At 70.1% G+C, this 16,257-nt stretch carries 19 protein-coding genes; 13 read left to right on the top strand and 6 right to left on the bottom strand.

Translation table 11 applies throughout. The features are described from left to right. Positions 1-66 precede the first annotated feature (66 nt). Genes ACWZJV_RS03455 through ACWZJV_RS03445 form a run of 3 tightly spaced genes read left to right on the top strand, consistent with a single transcriptional unit; the run spans position 67 to position 2,682 of the window. Positions 67-1,209: a methyltransferase domain-containing protein gene (locus ACWZJV_RS03455; RefSeq protein WP_457180234.1), complete on the top strand. Its 1,143-nt coding sequence runs from the start codon at positions 67-69 to the stop codon at positions 1,207-1,209. A gap of 25 nt (positions 1,210-1,234) precedes the next feature. Continuing rightward, positions 1,235-1,429 carry a DUF3046 domain-containing protein gene (locus ACWZJV_RS03450; protein ID WP_008357264.1) on the top strand — a complete coding sequence of 65 codons (195 nt, stop codon included), beginning with the start codon at positions 1,235-1,237 and terminating at the stop codon, positions 1,427-1,429. After that, the gene (locus ACWZJV_RS03445) at positions 1,426-2,682 is read left to right on the top strand and encodes an MFS transporter (protein ID WP_457180233.1); all 1,257 of its coding nucleotides are present in this window, start codon (positions 1,426-1,428) and stop codon (positions 2,680-2,682) included. Before ACWZJV_RS03450 ends, ACWZJV_RS03445 begins: the two co-directional genes overlap by 4 nt. A gap of 53 nt (positions 2,683-2,735) precedes the next feature. Here ACWZJV_RS03445 and ACWZJV_RS03440 read toward each other — a convergent pair whose 3' ends face one another. Then, positions 2,736-3,377 carry a DUF305 domain-containing protein gene (locus ACWZJV_RS03440; protein WP_196873715.1) on the bottom strand — a complete coding sequence of 214 codons (642 nt, stop codon included), beginning with the start codon at positions 3,375-3,377 and terminating at the stop codon, positions 2,736-2,738. 94 nt (positions 3,378-3,471) lie between these two features. Continuing rightward, entirely contained in the window at positions 3,472-3,912 is a 441-nt protein-coding gene (locus ACWZJV_RS03435) for a DUF6153 family protein (RefSeq protein WP_457180232.1), read from the bottom strand. Between the two features lie 130 nt (positions 3,913-4,042). Here ACWZJV_RS03435 and ACWZJV_RS03430 point away from each other — a divergent pair, with 130 nt between their 5' ends. From ACWZJV_RS03430 to ACWZJV_RS03395, 8 genes are all read left to right on the top strand, one after another. Then, positions 4,043-4,789 carry a DUF4396 domain-containing protein gene (locus ACWZJV_RS03430; protein WP_457180231.1) on the top strand — a complete coding sequence of 249 codons (747 nt, stop codon included), beginning with the start codon at positions 4,043-4,045 and terminating at the stop codon, positions 4,787-4,789. Positions 4,790-5,026: 237 nt separating this feature from the next. Further along, on the top strand, positions 5,027-6,076 hold the full coding sequence (gene recA / locus ACWZJV_RS03425) for a recombinase RecA (RefSeq protein ID WP_008357256.1): 1,050 nt from the start codon (positions 5,027-5,029) through the stop codon (positions 6,074-6,076). Between the two features lie 58 nt (positions 6,077-6,134). Then, complete coding sequence (locus ACWZJV_RS03420) at positions 6,135-6,842, top strand: regulatory protein RecX (protein ID WP_457180230.1); 708 nt, start codon at positions 6,135-6,137, stop codon at positions 6,840-6,842. After that, positions 6,839-7,339, top strand: a complete 501-nt coding sequence (locus ACWZJV_RS03415; RefSeq protein ID WP_008357251.1) for a phosphoribosyltransferase — start codon at positions 6,839-6,841, stop codon at positions 7,337-7,339. Before ACWZJV_RS03420 ends, ACWZJV_RS03415 begins: the two co-directional genes overlap by 4 nt. Positions 7,340-7,362: 23 nt before the next feature. Next, complete coding sequence (locus tag ACWZJV_RS03410) at positions 7,363-8,058, top strand: GNAT family N-acetyltransferase (protein ID WP_457180229.1); 696 nt, start codon at positions 7,363-7,365, stop codon at positions 8,056-8,058. Positions 8,059-8,098: 40 nt separating this feature from the next. Further along, entirely contained in the window at positions 8,099-8,941 is an 843-nt protein-coding gene (locus tag ACWZJV_RS03405; RefSeq protein WP_008357247.1) for a PPK2 family polyphosphate kinase, read from the top strand. Next, positions 8,938-9,720, top strand: a complete 783-nt coding sequence (locus ACWZJV_RS03400) for a HipA family kinase (protein ID WP_457180228.1) — start codon at positions 8,938-8,940, stop codon at positions 9,718-9,720. Before ACWZJV_RS03405 ends, ACWZJV_RS03400 begins: the two co-directional genes overlap by 4 nt. Beyond that, positions 9,720-10,130: a DUF3037 domain-containing protein gene (locus tag ACWZJV_RS03395; RefSeq protein ID WP_457180227.1), complete on the top strand. Its 411-nt coding sequence runs from the start codon at positions 9,720-9,722 to the stop codon at positions 10,128-10,130. Before ACWZJV_RS03400 ends, ACWZJV_RS03395 begins: the two co-directional genes overlap by 1 nt. 139 nt (positions 10,131-10,269) lie before the next feature. Here the strand turns inward: ACWZJV_RS03395 and ACWZJV_RS03390 are convergent, their stop codons facing one another. The 4 genes from ACWZJV_RS03390 to ACWZJV_RS03375 all read right to left on the bottom strand — a co-directional run bounded on the left by ACWZJV_RS03390 (position 10,270) and on the right by ACWZJV_RS03375 (position 13,721). Next, on the bottom strand, positions 10,270-11,013 hold the full coding sequence (locus ACWZJV_RS03390) for a sirohydrochlorin chelatase (protein ID WP_008357242.1): 744 nt from the start codon (positions 11,011-11,013) through the stop codon (positions 10,270-10,272). A gap of 76 nt (positions 11,014-11,089) precedes the next feature. Beyond that, positions 11,090-11,833, bottom strand: a complete 744-nt coding sequence (locus ACWZJV_RS03385; RefSeq protein ID WP_008357240.1) for a phosphoadenylyl-sulfate reductase — start codon at positions 11,831-11,833, stop codon at positions 11,090-11,092. Further along, positions 11,830-12,000, bottom strand: a complete 171-nt coding sequence (locus ACWZJV_RS03380) for a hypothetical protein (protein WP_008357238.1) — start codon at positions 11,998-12,000, stop codon at positions 11,830-11,832. Before ACWZJV_RS03380 ends, ACWZJV_RS03385 begins: the two co-directional genes overlap by 4 nt. Continuing rightward, positions 11,997-13,721 (bottom strand): nitrite/sulfite reductase, encoded by a 1,725-nt coding sequence (locus ACWZJV_RS03375; protein WP_196873718.1) that lies wholly within the window; start codon positions 13,719-13,721, stop codon positions 11,997-11,999. Before ACWZJV_RS03375 ends, ACWZJV_RS03380 begins: the two co-directional genes overlap by 4 nt. Before the next feature lie 465 nt (positions 13,722-14,186). Here ACWZJV_RS03375 and ACWZJV_RS03370 point away from each other — a divergent pair, with 465 nt between their 5' ends. After that, complete coding sequence (locus tag ACWZJV_RS03370) at positions 14,187-15,629, top strand: glycine hydroxymethyltransferase (protein WP_457180226.1); 1,443 nt, start codon at positions 14,187-14,189, stop codon at positions 15,627-15,629. 84 nt (positions 15,630-15,713) lie between these two features. Continuing rightward, the gene (locus tag ACWZJV_RS03365) at positions 15,714-16,250 is read left to right on the top strand and encodes a GNAT family N-acetyltransferase (RefSeq protein WP_457180225.1); all 537 of its coding nucleotides are present in this window, start codon (positions 15,714-15,716) and stop codon (positions 16,248-16,250) included. Positions 16,251-16,257 lie beyond the last annotated feature (7 nt).

The following is a 16,257-nucleotide window of genomic DNA, read 5'->3' as shown; positions in this document are numbered from 1 at the left end:
AGCAACTCGCGTCTCACAGGCAGGATCTCTCTCGTGCCGACCGTGGCCGGCCGTCAAGATGGATCCATGACCTATGACGCGATCACGCCCGACACCAAGGACTGGACCTGGGTCCTCGACCGGCCCTGCCCGGAGTGCGGATTCGTCGCCGGTGCGGTGACCGCGGACCAGCTGCCCGAGATCGTCCGGGACAACGCGACCTACTGGGAGATCTACCTCACCGCCGACAACGCGCGCGACCGGCCGCGGCCGGGAGTGTGGTCGGCGCTGGAGTACGGCGCACACGTACGCGACGTCCACCGCGTCTTCGGGGAGCGGCTGCGGCTGATGCTGGCCGAGGACGAGCCCCGCTTCGCCAACTGGGACCAGGACGTGACCGCCCGCGAGGACGATTACGCGAGCCAGGACCCGGCGCTCGTGGCCGAGGAGCTGATGGACGCCGCGGACGCGGTGGCCACGATTTACGAGAAGGTCCCGCCGGATGCCTGGGGCCGCCGCGGCATCAGGTCCAACGGCGACGTGTTCAGCGTCGAGTCGCTGGGCCGCTACCACCTCCACGACGTCGTCCACCACCTGTGGGACGTACGCTCGGCCGCCAAGCAGGCGACCGTCGCCGCCTACGACGCCAGCGTCGCGACGTACGTCGAGGCCACCTCGTTCTCCGAGGAGAACCGTTCGATCCTCGACCGGTTCCTGGCCGAGCTCGAGCCCGGCGACCACGTGCTCGAGATCGGCACCGGCCCGGGGCACGACGCGAAGGCCCTGGAGGCCGGGGGAGTGCGGGTGCGGCGCACCGACATCAGCGAGGGGTTCGTGGCGCACCTGCGCAAGCAGGGGTACGCCGCGGCCTGCCTGGACCCGCTGACCGACGACCTGCGCGACCCGGTCCACCCCGACGTCCCCTACGCCGCGGTCTGGGCCTCGGCGACGCTGCTGCACGTGGCCCGCGACGACTTCGCGACGGTGCTGGGCCGGCTCGCCGAGGTCACCCGGCCCGGCGGAGCGCTGCACGTGTCGATGAAGCAGGGCGACGGCGAGGAGTGGACCAACCGCGGCGACGTCGAGGCGCCGCGGCTCTTCGTCTACTGGCGCGAGCCCGCGCTGCGGGCGGCGTTGGACGAGGCCGGCTGGGAGGTGCTCGAGGTCGGGCACGCCGATGGCCGGCTCGGCGACGTCTGGCTCGATGTGCTCGCCCGGCGGCGCGCCTGAGCACGGCTGAGTAGCATTCGGGGCGATGAGACACACGGAGTTCTGGTCGCGGATGGACGACGCGCTCGGCGAGGGCTACTCGCGAGCGTGGGCACGCCAGTTCGTGATGGGTGAGCTGGGCGGCCGCACCGCCCAGGAGGCACTCGACGACGGGGTCCCGCCGAAGGAGGTCTGGGCCGCCGTCTGGAAGGCCCTGGAGCTGCCGGCGCGTGAGCGGTGACCCTGGTCGTACCGGCCTCGGTGGCCGCGGTCCAGAAGCGCACCATCCTCACCCTGGTCGCCACCCAGGCGGTCGGCGCGATGGGAATCACCATCGGCATCGCGACCGCGTCCCTGCTGGCGCGCGACCTCTCCGGCTCGGAGTCGATGGCGGGCCTCTCGCAGACGACCCAGGTGCTCGGCGCGGCGGTGGCTGCGTACGTCCTGGGGCGGGTGATGGACGCTCGCGGACGCCGCTTCGGGCTGTTGGCGGGCTACCTGCTCGGGGCGACCGGCGGACTGCTGGCGGTCCTGGCCGGCGTGGTCGGCTCGATGACGCTGCTGCTGGTCGGCGCGCTCCTCCTCGGCGCGACCACCGCGGCGAACAACGGAGCGCGCTACGCGGCCACCGACCTGGCACCTGCGACGAGCCGGGCCCGGGCGCTCTCGGTCGTGGTCTGGGCGACCACGTTCGGAGCGGTGATCGGCCCCAACCTGACCGGTGTCGCCGAGGTCTTCTCCGACGCCGTCGGGATCCCGGTGCTCACCGGGCCGTTCGCGGTCGGGTCGATCGGGATGCTGGCGGCCGCGCTCGTGGTCGGGGTCTTCCTGCGCCCTGACCCGCTGCTCGTCGCCCGCGAGGCCGCACCGGTCGCCGAGTCCTCACCGGTCGCCGATCCTGTCGAGACCACCAGCTGGCGCCGGGCGCTGGCCGTGATCCGGGAGCGCCCCGCGCTCGCGGCTGCGGTGGCCGGACAGGCCGCGGCGCACGCCACGATGGTGGCGGTGATGGTGATGACCCCGCTCCACATGGAGCACGGCGGCGCCGGGCTCGAGATCATCGGGCTGGTGATCAGCGGGCACGTCCTGGGCATGTTCGCCTTCGCTCCGGTCGCCGGCTGGCTCGCCGACCGCGTCGGCCGGGCCGACGTGATGGCGCTCGGCGGCGGGGTGCTCCTGGTGGCCCTGGTCCTGTGCGCCGTGGCGCCGCAGGGGAGCTCGGGGCGGATCTTCGTGGGGCTCTTCCTGCTCGGTCTCGGCTGGTCGCTGGCCACGATCGCGGCCGCCACCTCCGTCGCCGACCACACTCCGCTCGAGGTCCGCGCCGACGTCCAGGGCAGCGCCGACCTGATCATGGGCGTCGCGGCGGCGGCCGCCGGGGCGGTCTCGGGCGTCGTCGTGGACGTGGCCGGATATCCGGCACTGGCGCTCGGCACGATCCTGCTGGTCGGGGTGCTGTTCGGGGCTGCGTACGTGGCTCGTCGGTCGGCCTGACCCGCGAGGGGCAGGGCCTGCCGCATGGGCAGGCCCCGCCCGCTGTCAGGACCTCAGCCGAGGATCTTCTCCATCGTGTCGATCTCGGTCGACTGGTTCTCGATGATGGTGCCGGCCAGGTCGACGGCAGGCTTGAACCGACCCTCGCCCTGCTCGGTCTCGGACATCTCGACCGCACCCTCGTGGTGCTCGATCATCATCTCGAGCCACATGTCCTGGAACTCGGCGTCGGAGGCGTTCTCCAGGGAGTCCATGTCCTCGGCCGACATCATCCCGGGCATGTCGGTGTCCATGCCCTCCATCGAGTCGGACATGCTGCTGTCCTCGTCGCCGTGGCCCTCGTGGCCTCCGTTGACGTGGTCGCGCATCGTCGAGGGCACCTCCTCGCCCCACTCCTGGAGCCAGGAGGACATGGTCTCGATCTCGGGGCTCTGGGCGGCCCGGATCGCGTCGGCCAGCTCCTGGACCTCGGGGTCGAGCGTGCGGTCCATGGTGAGGTCGACCATCGCCATCGCCTGGGCGTGATGCTGGATCATGTCGGTCGCGAAGGCGACGTCGGCCTTGTTGTGCTCGGTCTCCGAGAGCTCCTGCGGAGCCTTGGCCTCCTCGCTGCCGCCGCAGCCGGACAGGGTCAGGAGCACGGCCAGGCCGGCCGCGGCCCAGGTCGCGCGGATGAGGGGACGTTGCGTACGCATCTGTTGTTTTCTCCTTGTCATGTGCTGTTTGCGGGGCTCGCCGACCCACCTGCGGACCTCGGGATTCGCCGGGTCGCGGGTGGATCAGTGCCGCTCAGCACCTGATGACGGAGAACGCCCATTCCGGCGGCGGCCCGGTCGCCGCACGGGTGACGAAGGGCGCGGGCCCGGTCGCGCGGGACCGTCCGCGCGCCGGGGAGAACCACCAGGCAGGCGTACGCCGCCACAGCCCGCTCAGGAGCAGCACCCCGGCAGCGAGCAGGAACGCCGCGCACAGCACCATCGACGTGTGCTCCTCGCCGCCCGGCTGTCCGGCGTGGCCGGCGGCTCCGTGGTCGGCGTGCTCGAGGGCGTGCGTGTGCTCCACGTGGGCGGCGGGCAGGCGCAGCGCGGCATGCTCACCGTCGGTGCGGGTGCCGTGCAGACTCAGCGCATGCATGCCCAGCAGGCCGGCAACCGTGACCAGGACCGCCGCCAGCAGACCGGCGCGTACGGCCGGCCGGGTCGCCCGCTGTCGTCGTGCTGCCGTCCACACACCGCACACCCTAAGGACTCGTGTGCGGTTGGACAAAGCGGGCGTGCGGGCGGATATCGCTTGCGGGTACATACCCCCATGGGGTATGAATTGCTCCGTAGGCAGACGAACGATCGAGCAAGGGAGCGACATGAAGTCGCATGACGAGCACGTGCACGCCGGACATGAGCACTCGATGCACGAGGGCCACGAAGGTCATGAGGGTCACGGAGACCACTCCGGGCACTCGGCCCCTGACCATTCCGGGCACGGCGCCCACGGCGCCCATGGCGGGAGCGGCATCAACGCGATGGCCGCCAGCGCGACGCTGCACTGCCTCACCGGGTGCGCGATCGGCGAGATCGCCGGTCTGATGATCGGCACCGCGATCGGGCTCAGCACGGGCTGGACGATCGTCCTGGCCGTCGGCCTCGCGTTCCTCTTCGGCTACGCCCTCTCGACCCTCCCGCTGCTCAAGTCGGGCCTGGCCCTCGGCACGGCGCTCAGCGTCGTGCTCGCGGCCGACACGCTCTCGATCGCGACCATGGAGCTGGTCGACAACCTGGTCATGGCGCTCATCCCGGGGGCCATGGAGGCCGGACTGGTCAACGTCGTGTTCTGGGTCGGGATGATGATCGCGCTCACGGTCGCCTTCGTGGCCGCGTTCCCGGTCAACCGTTACCTGCTGCAGCGGGGGAAGGGGCATGCGCTGACCCACGAGTACCACGGGGCGGCCCCGGTCCGGCAGGGCTTCCGCCGCTACATCCCGGCGTTCTCGAGCGGCGCCCTCGCGGCGGCCATCTTCGCCTTCATGCTCGGCGGCCTCTCGGTCTCCATCGCCGACGAGCTCGGCGCCGACCCGGCCCCCGCCGAGCAGATGGAGATGCAGGGCCACTGAGGGTCCGGCGACCCCGACACGCCCGAACAGGTGTTCACATCGAACGCTTGTTCGGGCTAGTGTGGGTGGTAGGTGGAGCGTGGTTCGTGCTTTGCGAGGGGTCGTGAAACACCGTGCCGGAGGGTCCCGTTCAGAAACTGTCGGTGGTCCCGTCTAGCGTCTGCCTTGATGACGACGAAGACACGTGGACAAGCGGCAGGCAGGGGCAAGAAATCTGCTCCTCAGGAAGGAAAGAACATGGCGGCAGGTGATCGCGAGAAGGCATTGGATGCCGCTCTCGCCAACATCGAAAGGCAGTTCGGCAAGGGCTCGGTCATGCGACTGGGCGACGAGACCCGGGCGCCCCTCGAGGTGATCCCGACCGGCTCGATCGCGCTCGACGTGGCGCTGGGCCTGGGTGGTCTGCCTCGCGGCCGGGTCGTGGAGATCTACGGTCCGGAGTCGTCGGGTAAGACGACGGTGGCCCTCCACTCGGTCGCAAGCGCCCAGCGCGCCGGCGGCATCGTGGCCTTCATCGACGCCGAGCACGCCCTCGACCCGGAATACGCGAAGAACCTCGGCGTCGACACCGACGCCCTGCTGGTCTCCCAGCCCGACTCGGGTGAGCAGGCCCTGGAGATCGCCGACATGCTGATCCGCTCGGGCGCGCTCGACCTGATCGTCATCGACTCCGTCGCGGCGCTGGTGCCGCGGGCCGAGATCGAGGGCGAGATGGGCGACAGCCACGTCGGTCTGCAGGCGCGACTGATGAGCCAGGCGCTGCGGAAGATGACCTCGGCCCTGAACAACTCCGGCACGACGGCGATCTTCATCAACCAGCTGCGCGAGAAGATCGGCGTGATGTTCGGCTCGCCCGAGACCACGACCGGTGGTCGCGCGCTGAAGTTCTACTCCTCGGTGCGACTCGACGTGCGCCGGATCGAGACGCTCAAGGACGGCACCGACATGGTCGGCAACCGCACCCGCGTCAAGGTCGTGAAGAACAAGGTGGCTCCGCCGTTCAAGCAGGCCGAGTTCGACATCATGTACGGGAAGGGCATCTCCCGCGAGGGCGGCCTGATCGACGTCGGTGTCGAGGCGGGCCTGGTCCGCAAGGCCGGCGCTTGGTACACCTACGAGGGTGACCAGCTCGGCCAGGGCAAGGAGAACTCCCGCAACTTCCTCAAGGACAACCCCGACCTGGCCAACGAGCTGGAGAAGCGGATCCTGGAGAAGCTCGGTGTCGTTCCGACCGTCGAGGCAGAGGCCGCGCCCGCGGCCGAGCCTGCCGGTGTCGAGGACTTCTAGGTCCCTTTGATCCGTGGCTTCGTCCAAGCGTGACCGCTCGTCCACCCAGGATCCCTGGGTGGACGAGCGACCCGCGCCCGACTGGCTGGGGGACGTCTCCCTCGGTGTCGAGGCCTGGGCAGGCAAGGTCGACCCCACTCCGTCGGACGACCCGTCGGGCGCTGGATCGAGCCTGTCGAGATCACCAACACGGTCCCGCCGACGCCAGAGCCGCCCTGCGGACCCCGCGGACCCCGCGGACCCCAAGAACGATCCCGAGCCCGACCACGAGGCGATCGCCCGCAAGATCCTCCTCGACGCCCTGACGGGCCAGGCGCGCAGCCGCAAGGAGCTCGCCGACAAGCTCGAGAAGAAGGAGGTCCCGGCCGCCCTCGCGACACGGCTGCTGGACCGCTTCGAAGAGGTCGGCCTGATCGACGACGAGGCCTTCGCCAAGGCCTGGATCGCCAGCCGACAGCCCGGAAAGGGTCTGGCGCGCCGAGCCCTCGCCCAGGAGCTCCGCCGCAAGGGGATCGACGACGATGTCGCCCGTGAGGCGCTCGACGAGATCGACCCGGACGACGAGCGTGAGGCCGGCCGGCGGATGGTCCGGCGCAAGCTGCGCTCGCTCGAGCGCTTCGACGACCAGACCAAGACCCGCCGCCTGGTCGGGATGCTCGCCCGCAAGGGATACGGCGCCGGTGTGGCCTACGGCATCGTCCGCGAGGAGCTCGCCCTTGCCGATGAAGATGACCCTGGTGGTCTCGTGTCAGAATCCGATCTGTGAGTGAGCAGCAAGAGCGCGAGATCCTGACCTACGAACTCTTCGGCACCGCGGTGCGCGAGATCGCCCAGAAGGTCGTCGACAGCGGCTACGAGCCCGACATCGTGCTCTCCATCGCCCGCGGTGGCCTGGCCCTCGGGATGGGCCTGGGCTACGCCCTCGACGTGAAGAACCTGTCCGCCGTCAACGTGGAGTTCTACACCGGCGTCAACGAGCGTCTCGACGTCCCGATCATGCTGCCGCCCACTCCGGCCGCGGTCGACCTGACCGGCATGAAGGTGCTCATCGCCGACGACGTCGCCGACACCGGCAAGACCCTGGAGATCGTGCACGACTTCTGCGAGGGCCATGTCGCCGAGGCCCGCACCGCGGTGATCTTCGAGAAGCCGTGGACGGTGATCAACGCCGACTACGTCTACAAGAAGACCGACCGCTGGATCGACTTCCCGTGGTCCTCCCAGCCGCCGCTCGTCGACCGTCGTGGCGGCAAGGCCCACTGACCCCTCGGCGTTAGCCTGAGGTCATGTTCACACCGGTCGCCGTCCACACCGGGACACAGCGTCTCGGTGGCGTGACGCGCCCGGGGGAGAGCTGGGCATCGGCGGCGACGAGGATCGCCGGGCGGCCTGCGTACGCGGTGGACCTCTCGGGCGAGGTGAAGGAGTTCTCCTCCGACCCGATGCCGGTGGTGGCGCTGCGGCCGATGACCCGCGGCGACCTCCCGCACCTGGTCCGCTGGCTCAACGCGGAGCACGTGCACCGCTGGTACTCCGTCGACGGTGAGCCCACGCCCGAGTGGGTGGCCGAGAACTACGGGCCCGACATCGACGGCAAGACACCGGTGACCTTCTGGGTGATCGAGGTCAACGGTCGCTCGGTCGGCTTCTGCCAGGACTACCGGATCAGCGACGAGCCCGACTACGCCCTGCTCACGCCCGACCCGGACGCGATCGGCTTCGACTACGCGATCGGGGAGCCGGCCTTCGTCGGCCGTGGCATCGGGCCGCGGATGGCCTGGGTCTGGCTCACCTCGATCCCGCGCCGCTATCCCGGAGCGACGGCCTGCTTCGCCGCCCCCGACCACCGCAACGCCGCCTCCTTGCGGATGCTCGACAAGGTGGGCTTCGAGCAGGGCACCTGGTTCGACGAGCCGCAACCCGACGGCTCGACGACCACGATGGTCGGCTGCTCGCTGGATCTTCGGCGCGTACTCGGGTGAGCCGCTCCGCTCGCCCCCGTCGCGGGCCTATCGTCAGGGCATGAGCCTTCTCGACGAGCTGCGGCTGCCGGCCGGACCGGTGGACCTGCGGAAGTACGACACCAACTCCGCGCCCGGCGTCGGCGCCGACAAGGAGACCGGCAAGCAGGTGCTCGCCGAGCTCGGCCCGACGCTGATCGAGCTGCAGACCAAGCTGTTCGCCTCCCGGGAGAGCGACACCCCGAAGCGGGTGCTGCTCGTCCTGCAGGGGATGGACACCTCCGGCAAGGGTGGGGTGCTGAAACACACCGTCGGGCTGGTCGACCCGGTCGGCGTGAAGATCACCAGCTTCAAGGCGCCGACCGAGGAGGAACGGGCCCAGGACTTCCTGTGGCGCATCGAGAAGGCGGTGCCAGGGCCCGGCTACCTCGGTGTCTTCGACCGCTCCCACTACGAGGACGTGCTGATCGGACGTGTCCGCGGTCTCGCCGCCCCGGAGGAGATCGAGCGGCGCTACGCCGCGATCAACGACTTCGAGCAGCGGCTGGCCGACGACGGCACCGTCATCCTCAAGTGCATGCTGCACATCTCGCCGAAGGAGCAGAAGAAGCGGCTGCTGGCGCGGCTCGAGGACCCGACGAAGCACTGGAAGTACAGCCCCGGCGACGTCGACGAGCGCCAGCTGTGGGACAGCTACCAGGAGGCGTACGAGATTGCGCTGGAGCGCACCAACACCGAGTACGCTCCGTGGTACCTCGTGCCGAGCGACAAGAAGTGGTATCGCAACCTGGCCATCGGCGAGCTGCTCCTGGAGACCCTGGACCGGCTCGATCTCGACTGGCCCGCGCCCAGCTTCGACATCGCCGAGGAGAAGAGACGACTGGAAGAGGACACCATCTCGTGACTTTGGAGACGGTGCGGGTGACGCGGTACGTCACCCCGCTCCGGGAGGGCGGCAGCCTGCCCGGGATCGTGGAGGCCGACGACCTCGGCACCTATGTCTGCAAGTTCCGTGGCGCCGGGCAGGGGCTTCGGGTGCTGGTCGCGGAGGTGATCGTCACCGGCCTGTGCCGAGCGCTCGACATCCCGACCCCGGAACAGGTCGTGCTCGACCTCGATCCCGAGATCGCGCGCTACGAGGCCGACGAGGAGGTCCAGGACCTCCTCAACGTGAGCGCCGGCCTCAACCTCGGCATCGACTTCCTGGCGGGTGCGTTCGGCTACGACGCCGCCTACGCGCCCGAGCCGGCGCTGGCGGGGCGGATCCTGTGGATGGATGCGCTGATCGCCAACGTCGACCGCTCCTGGCGCAACCCCAACATGCTGCTCTGGAACGGCGCGCTCTACGTCATCGATCACGGCGCCTCCCTCTACTTCCACCACGTCTGGCCCGGCGGGGGCGGCGACCCGGCGCGCTACGCGGCGCAGCCCTTCGACACCTCGGAGCACATCCTGCGCGCCTTCGGTGCCGAGGCGCTCGCCCAGAACGACGACCTCGCCGCTCGCCTCGACGACGCGGTGCTGGAGAAGGTGCTCGCCGACGTACCCGACGAGTGGCTCGAGCCCGTCCCCGGCTACGACACCCCGGAGTCGCTGCGCGAGCGCTACGTCGCGTTCCTGCGTGCCCGCCTCGACGGCGGGCGGCCCTGGCTGCCCGCGGCCGAGCCCGCCCAGGGGGCGTGATGGACGCCTACCAGTACGTCGTGCTCCGCTGCGTACCCCGGCCCGAGCGTGAGGAGTTCCTCAACGTCGGAGTCGTCCTCTACTGCCCCGAGCAGAAGTTCCTCGCCGCCCGCTGGACGCTCGACGAGCAGCGCCTCGCCACCTTCGCCCCGCGTCTCGACCTCTCCCTGGTCCGGGCGGCTCTGGAGTCGGTCGACCTGATCTGCGCCGGCGCGGCCCACGCCGGCTTCGGCGCGGGCATCCGGGCCACGGCGTACGGAAACCGGGCCCTCTCCGACAACGAGTCGGCCCGCTTCGGCCTCCTCAAGGCCCCGAAGAGCACCGTCCTGCAGCCCGGACCCGTCCACGGCGGCGTGACCACCGACGCCGCCGCCGAGCTCGACCGCATCTTCGCCCACCAGATCGCCTGACCACCGACCCGCTGGTCGAGCCGCCGGAGCCGCTGGGCGGAGGCGTGTCGAGACCAACACAGTTCCTATCGAGCGCCGAGAGGACCGTGTTGGTCTCGACACGCTCGCTGGCGCTCGCGGCTCGACCAGCGGTGGCGGATCAGACGGGGACGAGCTCCACGGCGCCGACGGCGTAGCGGGCCAGGATGGTGCGGGCCACCTCGGGGTGGGCGCCCATCGGGTCGCTGACCGCGACGGCGCCGGCCTCGAGGGCGAGCTCCTTGGCCCGGTCGGGCAGCTGCCCGGGAGCCAGGAAGAGCATGCCGACGGCGATGTGGCGGCGGCCCTCGGCGCGGAAGGCGCGGACGGCCTCGCCGGTCGCGGGCGGAGCGGCCGAGGCGTACGCAGCTACGACCGGCAGCTTGTGGTGGGCACCCCAGATCCGGGCCAGCCGGGCCACGGACTGGTTGGCCAGCGAGTCCGAGGAGCCGGCGGCGGCCAGGACGAGGGCGTCGAGCTCGCGCACCCGGGCGGCCTTCAGCGACTCCCGCAGGCGCTCGTCGAGCACCTGCAGGAAGACGCTCTCGAGACCGAGGATGGCGCTGGTGTGGATCCGCAGGCCGGAGTGGCGGGCGGTGGCCTCGGCGATGACCGAGGGTACGTCGACGCGGGCGTGGAACGCCTCGGTCAGCAGCAGCGGCACGACGACGATCTCGTCGTGGCCGGCCTTGACCAGCTTGTCGATGACGGCCTGGAAACGCGGCCGGGAGTGGTCGAGGAAGGCGGCTTCGATGCGGAGGTCGGGGCGCAGGGCGCGTACCTCGGCCACGAGGGCGTTGATGGTCGCGGCGGACTGCGGATCGCGGCTGCCGTGAGCCAGGGCTACCAGAGCGGGAGCTGCCATTGTCTTCATCCTTCGGGTGTTGCGGGGAACGTCGGAAAGTCTGTGTCTGTTCGCGCCCTTCGGGCGGCGCGGCCGGTCAGGCGTGGATGCCGCACTCGGTCTTGCCGGTGCCGGCCCATCGCCCGCTGCGCGGGTCCTCGCCGGGAGCGACCCGGCGGGTGCACGGCGCGCAGCCGATCGAGGGATACCCGTCATAGACGAGCGGGTTCACGAGCACTCCGTTGTCCTCGATGTATCGCTCGACCTGCTCGTCGGACCATCGCGCCATCGGCGAGACCTTGACCTTCTGGCGCTTGGCGTCCCAGCCGATGACCGGGGCGATGACCCGGTTCTTCGTCTCCGCGCGGCGCAGGCCGGTGGCCCAGGCGTCGTAGGAGGCGAGCGAGTCGGCCAGGGGCTTGACCTTGCGCAGTGCGCAGCACAGGTCGGGGTCGGTCCGGTAGAGGTCCTTGCCGTACTCCGCGTCCTGCTCCGCGACGCTCTGCACAGGGGTGATCGTCAACAGGTTGACCGGCATCGTCGCCGCGACCGCGTCGCGGGTGCCGATCGTCTCGATGAAGTGGTAGCCGGTGTCGAGGAAGACCACGTCGATCCCGGGCACGACCTTGGAGGCGAGGTGTGCGAGGACCGCGTCACCCATCGAGGACGTGATCGCGAACCGCTCGCCGAAGGTGGCGGCGGCCCACTCGATGATCGTCTCGGCCGGGGCGAGCTCGAGCTCGGCTCCCCAGTGGGAGACGATCTCGCGCAGCTCCTCGGGCGTACGTCCCTCGGTGTCGACCGCGCGGTTGGCCCGGGCGGCTGCTGTGCTGACGCTCATGCTTGCGCCTCCTTCGTGACGGTCCGAGAGATCTGTCCCAACGACTTCAGCTGGAAGGCCCGCAGGCAGGCGCGGCACTCCCAGGACCCGTGCGTCGCCTCGTGCGGCCACAGGTCGGTCTCCCCGCAGAACGGGCAGTGGAACGGGGTGCCGGCGCGCTCGCTCATGCGGGCACCTCCGTGAGGGTCTTCTCGCCGCGCAGCAGCACCTCGTCGGCGCGTGCGGTCCAGGCCGAGAACGTCTCGCCCTCGGTCCGGTCGGCCAGGTAGTTGACCACCAGCGCGGAGATGTAGTCGTCGAGCCCGGCCGAGGTGACCTTGTGGGCCCGCAGCTTGCGCCCGAAGTTGGCGGTGAGACCGGTCGCGCCGCCCAGGTGCACCTGGAAGCCCTCGACCTGGTTGCCCTGGTCGTCGAGGACCAGCTGGCCCTTGAGGCCGATGTCGGCGACCTGGGTGCGGGCGCAGGCGTTGGGGCAGCCGTTGACGTTGACGGTGATCGAGGCGTCGAGCTCGGGGAAGCGGGACTCGAGCGAGGCGATCAGGTCACGGGCGCGGTCCTTGGTGTCCACGATCGCGAGCTTGCAGAACTCGATGCCGGTGCAGGCCATCGTGTTCTGCCGCCAGTTGGAGGGCCGGGCAGAGAAGCCGATGGCGTCCAGGTCGGTGACCAGGTCCTCGACGACCTCGGGGTCGACGCCGATGAGCACGATCTTCTGGTACGGCGTGAGCCGGGCGCCCTCGACGGCGAACTTCTCCATGACGCCGGCGAGCTCGACCAGGTGGGTGCCGGAGATGCGGCCGGCGATCGGGGCCAGCCCGACGTACTTCTTGCCGTCCTTCTGGTCGTGGATGCCGACGTGGTCGCGGTGGCCCAGCGGCGACTCGGGGGAGGGGTTGGAGATCAGCTCGCGGTCGAGGTACTCGTTCTCGAGGACCTCGCGGAACTTCTCCTTGCCCCAGTCGGCGACGAGGAACTTCAGCCGCGCCCGCGAGCGCAGCCGGCGGTAGCCGTAGTCGCGGAAGATGCCGGCGACGCCGGCCCACACGTCCGCGACCTCCTCGAGCGGCACCCACACGCCGAGCTTCTCGGCCAGGCGCGGGTTGGTGGACAGACCGCCGCCGACCCAGACGTCGAAGCCGGGCCCGTGCTCGGGGTGGACGGTGCCGACGAAGGCGATGTCGTTGATCTCCGGCGCCACGTCGTGGGAGGGGTGGCCGGTCAGCGCGGTCTTGAACTTGCGCGGGAAGTTCGAGAAGGCGGGGTCGCCCAGGTAGCGCGACTCGATCTCTCGCAGCGCCGAGGTGCCGTCGATGATCTCGTCGGCGGCGACGCCGGCGACCGGCGAGCCGAGGAACGGACGCGGCGAGTCACCGCACGCCTCGGTCGAGTGCAGGCCGACCTCCTCGAGGCGCGACCAGATCTCCGGGACGTTCTCGATCTCGATCCAGTGGTACTGGATGTTCTCGCGGTCGGTGATGTCGGCGGTGTCCCGGGCGAAGTCGACGCCGATCTGACCCAGGGTGCGCACCGCGGCGGAGGACAGCAGCTTGCCGTCGGAGCGGACCCGCATCATGAAGTAGCGGTCGTCGAGCTCCTCTTCCTCGAGGATCGCGGTCTTGCCGCCGTCGATCCCGGGCTTGCGCTGGGTGTAGAGACCGAACCAGCGGAAGCGGCCGCGCATGTCGGCCGGGTCGATCGAGTCGAACCCGCGCTTGGAGTAGGTGTAGAGGATCCGGTCGCGAACGTTGAGCGGGTCGTCGTTCTTCTTCGACTCCTCGTTCTTGTTCAGCGGCTCGGTGTAGCCGAGGGCCCACTGACCCTCGCCCTTCTTGGGCCGGGGGATCTCGGTCCGGGTGGCGCGCTTGGCCTGAAACCGGTTGTCGCTCATGTCAGAGAAACCTTTGCGTCGGTCGTGGACGCACGGCGGAGCAGGGACGTGCTCGCGGCGGGCGCCCGGGATGTCTGTCGGGCGGCGGGCCAGCGGCTCGACGCGGTGGGATGCGGAGCGCTGGGCGTCAGTGGCGCCAACAGATCGAGCTGCGGATGCGGCAATAGTCCACGTGGCGTCGAACCACGAGGTGCGCATGTGTTGCAGCAGTGACCATGTCAAGGAGTCTCAGGGAGCGGACGGGCTCCACGCAATCTGGAATCCCGATATATGAGACATTGGTCCGTTATGTGGGACGTTCCCGCTCGTTCAGGCGGGCGATGTGGCCGAGGTCACCATCTGGTCACGGTCTCTTAACCCCGTTGAGTGGCGTCCCATTCCCGCGAGCGGTGATAGGGGACGTACGCAACCCACCGGGCGACCACGATGCTGCTCTCGTCCGCGCGGCTGACTAGGCTGTGATCCATGAGCGATCTGTCCGCCTTGACGAGTTCTGCCTACAACCAAGCCCTCGAGGTCATCGCCTCCGTGGAGCCCCGCATCGCCGAGGCGACCAAGCAGGAGCTCGCCGACCAGCGAGCCAGCCTCAAGCTGATCGCGAGCGAGAACTACGCGAGCCCCGCCACGCTGATGACGATGGGCACCTGGTTCTCCGACAAGTACGCCGAGGGCACCGTCGGCCACCGCTTCTACGCGGGTTGCCAGAACGTCGACACCGTCGAGCAGATCGCCGCCGAGCACGCCAAGGAGCTCTTCGGTGCCGAGTACGCCTACGTGCAGCCGCACTCCGGCATCGACGCCAACCTGACGGCCTACTGGGCCATCCTCGCCCACCGGGTCGAGGGCCCGTGGCTGGAGAAGATGGCCGTCAAGAACATGAACGAGCTCTCCGAGGCCGACTGGGAGACGCTGCGTGCCGAGCTCGGCAACCAGCGCCTGCTGGGCATGTCGCTGGACGCCGGCGGCCACCTCACCCACGGCTTCCGCCCCAACATCTCCGGCAAGATGTTCCACCAGAACCAGTACGGCACCGACCCGGAGACCGGGCTGCTCGACTACGACTCGCTGCGCGCCAAGGCGAAGGAGTTCCAGCCACTGATCATCGTGGCCGGCTACTCCGCCTACCCGCGCCGGGTGAACTTCGCCAAGATGCGCGAGATCGCCGACGAGGTCGGCGCCACCCTGATGGTCGACATGGCCCACTTCGCCGGCCTCGTCGCCGGCAAGGTGTTCCAGGGCGAGGAGAACCCGGTTCCCTACGCCCACGTCGTCACGAGCACCTCCCACAAGTCGCTGCGCGGCCCGCGCGGCGGCTTCATCCTGGCCACCGAGGAGTACGCCCCGAGCGTCGACCGCGGCTGCCCGATGGTCCTCGGCGGCCCGCTGAGCCACGTCATGGCCGCGAAGGCCGTGGCCTTCGCCGAGGCGAAGCAGGAGAGCTTCCAGACCTACGCCCAGCAGGTCGCCGACAACGCCAAGTCGCTCGCCGAGGGCTTCCTCAAGCGTGGCGCCAAGCTCGTCACCGGCGGCACCGACAACCACCTCGTCCTGCTGGACGTGACCAGCTTCGGCCTCACCGGCCGTCAGGCCGAGTCGGCGCTGCTCGACTCCGGCGTGGTCACCAACCGCAACTCGGTCCCGGCCGACCCGAACGGCGCCTGGTACACCTCTGGCATCCGCCTCGGCACCCCGGCCCTGACCACCCGCGGCTTCGGCGCCGACGAGTTCGACCGTGTCGCCGAGCTCATCGTCGACGTGCTCTCCAAGACGACCCCCGGCACCACCAAGGCCGGTGGTCCGTCCAAGGCGTCCTACGCCATCGAGGACGGCGTCGCCGACAACACGAAGGCCGCCGCGGCGGAGCTGCTCGCGAAGTTCCCGCTGTACCCCGGTCTCGACCTGGCGTGACCTCATGAGCGAGCGTCAGCGAGCGACAACAGGCCTCAGGCCGCCGCGTCCGTATTACTGCGCTAGCGCTGAGGAGGTGGCCGCATGAGCGCCCCGAGAAGGCCGAGCTCGCTGCCCGGCGCCGGGACCCCTGCGAAGGTGGTCCCGACCGCGGAGGTGCGTGTCGTGGTCGAGGATGAGTGGTCGGCGCTCAAGCAGGTGCGCCTGGCGGCTCTGCAGGACACTCCTGAGGCCTACTGGGACTCCTACGAGGAGGTTGCCACCTGGCCCGACGAGCGCTGGCGGTTGTGGGCGGCGTCCGGCGCCGCCGTGATCGCCTGGGTCGGCGACAAGCCGTCCGGGCTCGCGGCCGGGATCATCCAGGACGACGAGCACCACATGATCTCGATGTGGCTGGCTCCCGATGCCCGTGGCCACGGCCTCGCCGAGGCGCTCGTCCACGGTGTCGCCGACTGGGCCCGCCGCGACGGTGCCACCGTCCTGACGCTGTGGGTCGTCGACGGCAACGAGTCCGGCCGTCGCCTCTACGAGCGGATCGGCTTCGAGCTCACCGGCGACGTCCAGCCCTTCCCCGAGGGCGACCCGCGCACCGAGTCGAAGATGGCGCTGCGCCTCACCTGACCCCGAC

Source organism: Nocardioides sp. WG-D5 (assembly GCF_054031175.1).
The sequence above is the reverse complement of the archived record's forward strand: the minus strand, read 5'-3'. Positions and strand labels throughout refer to the sequence as shown.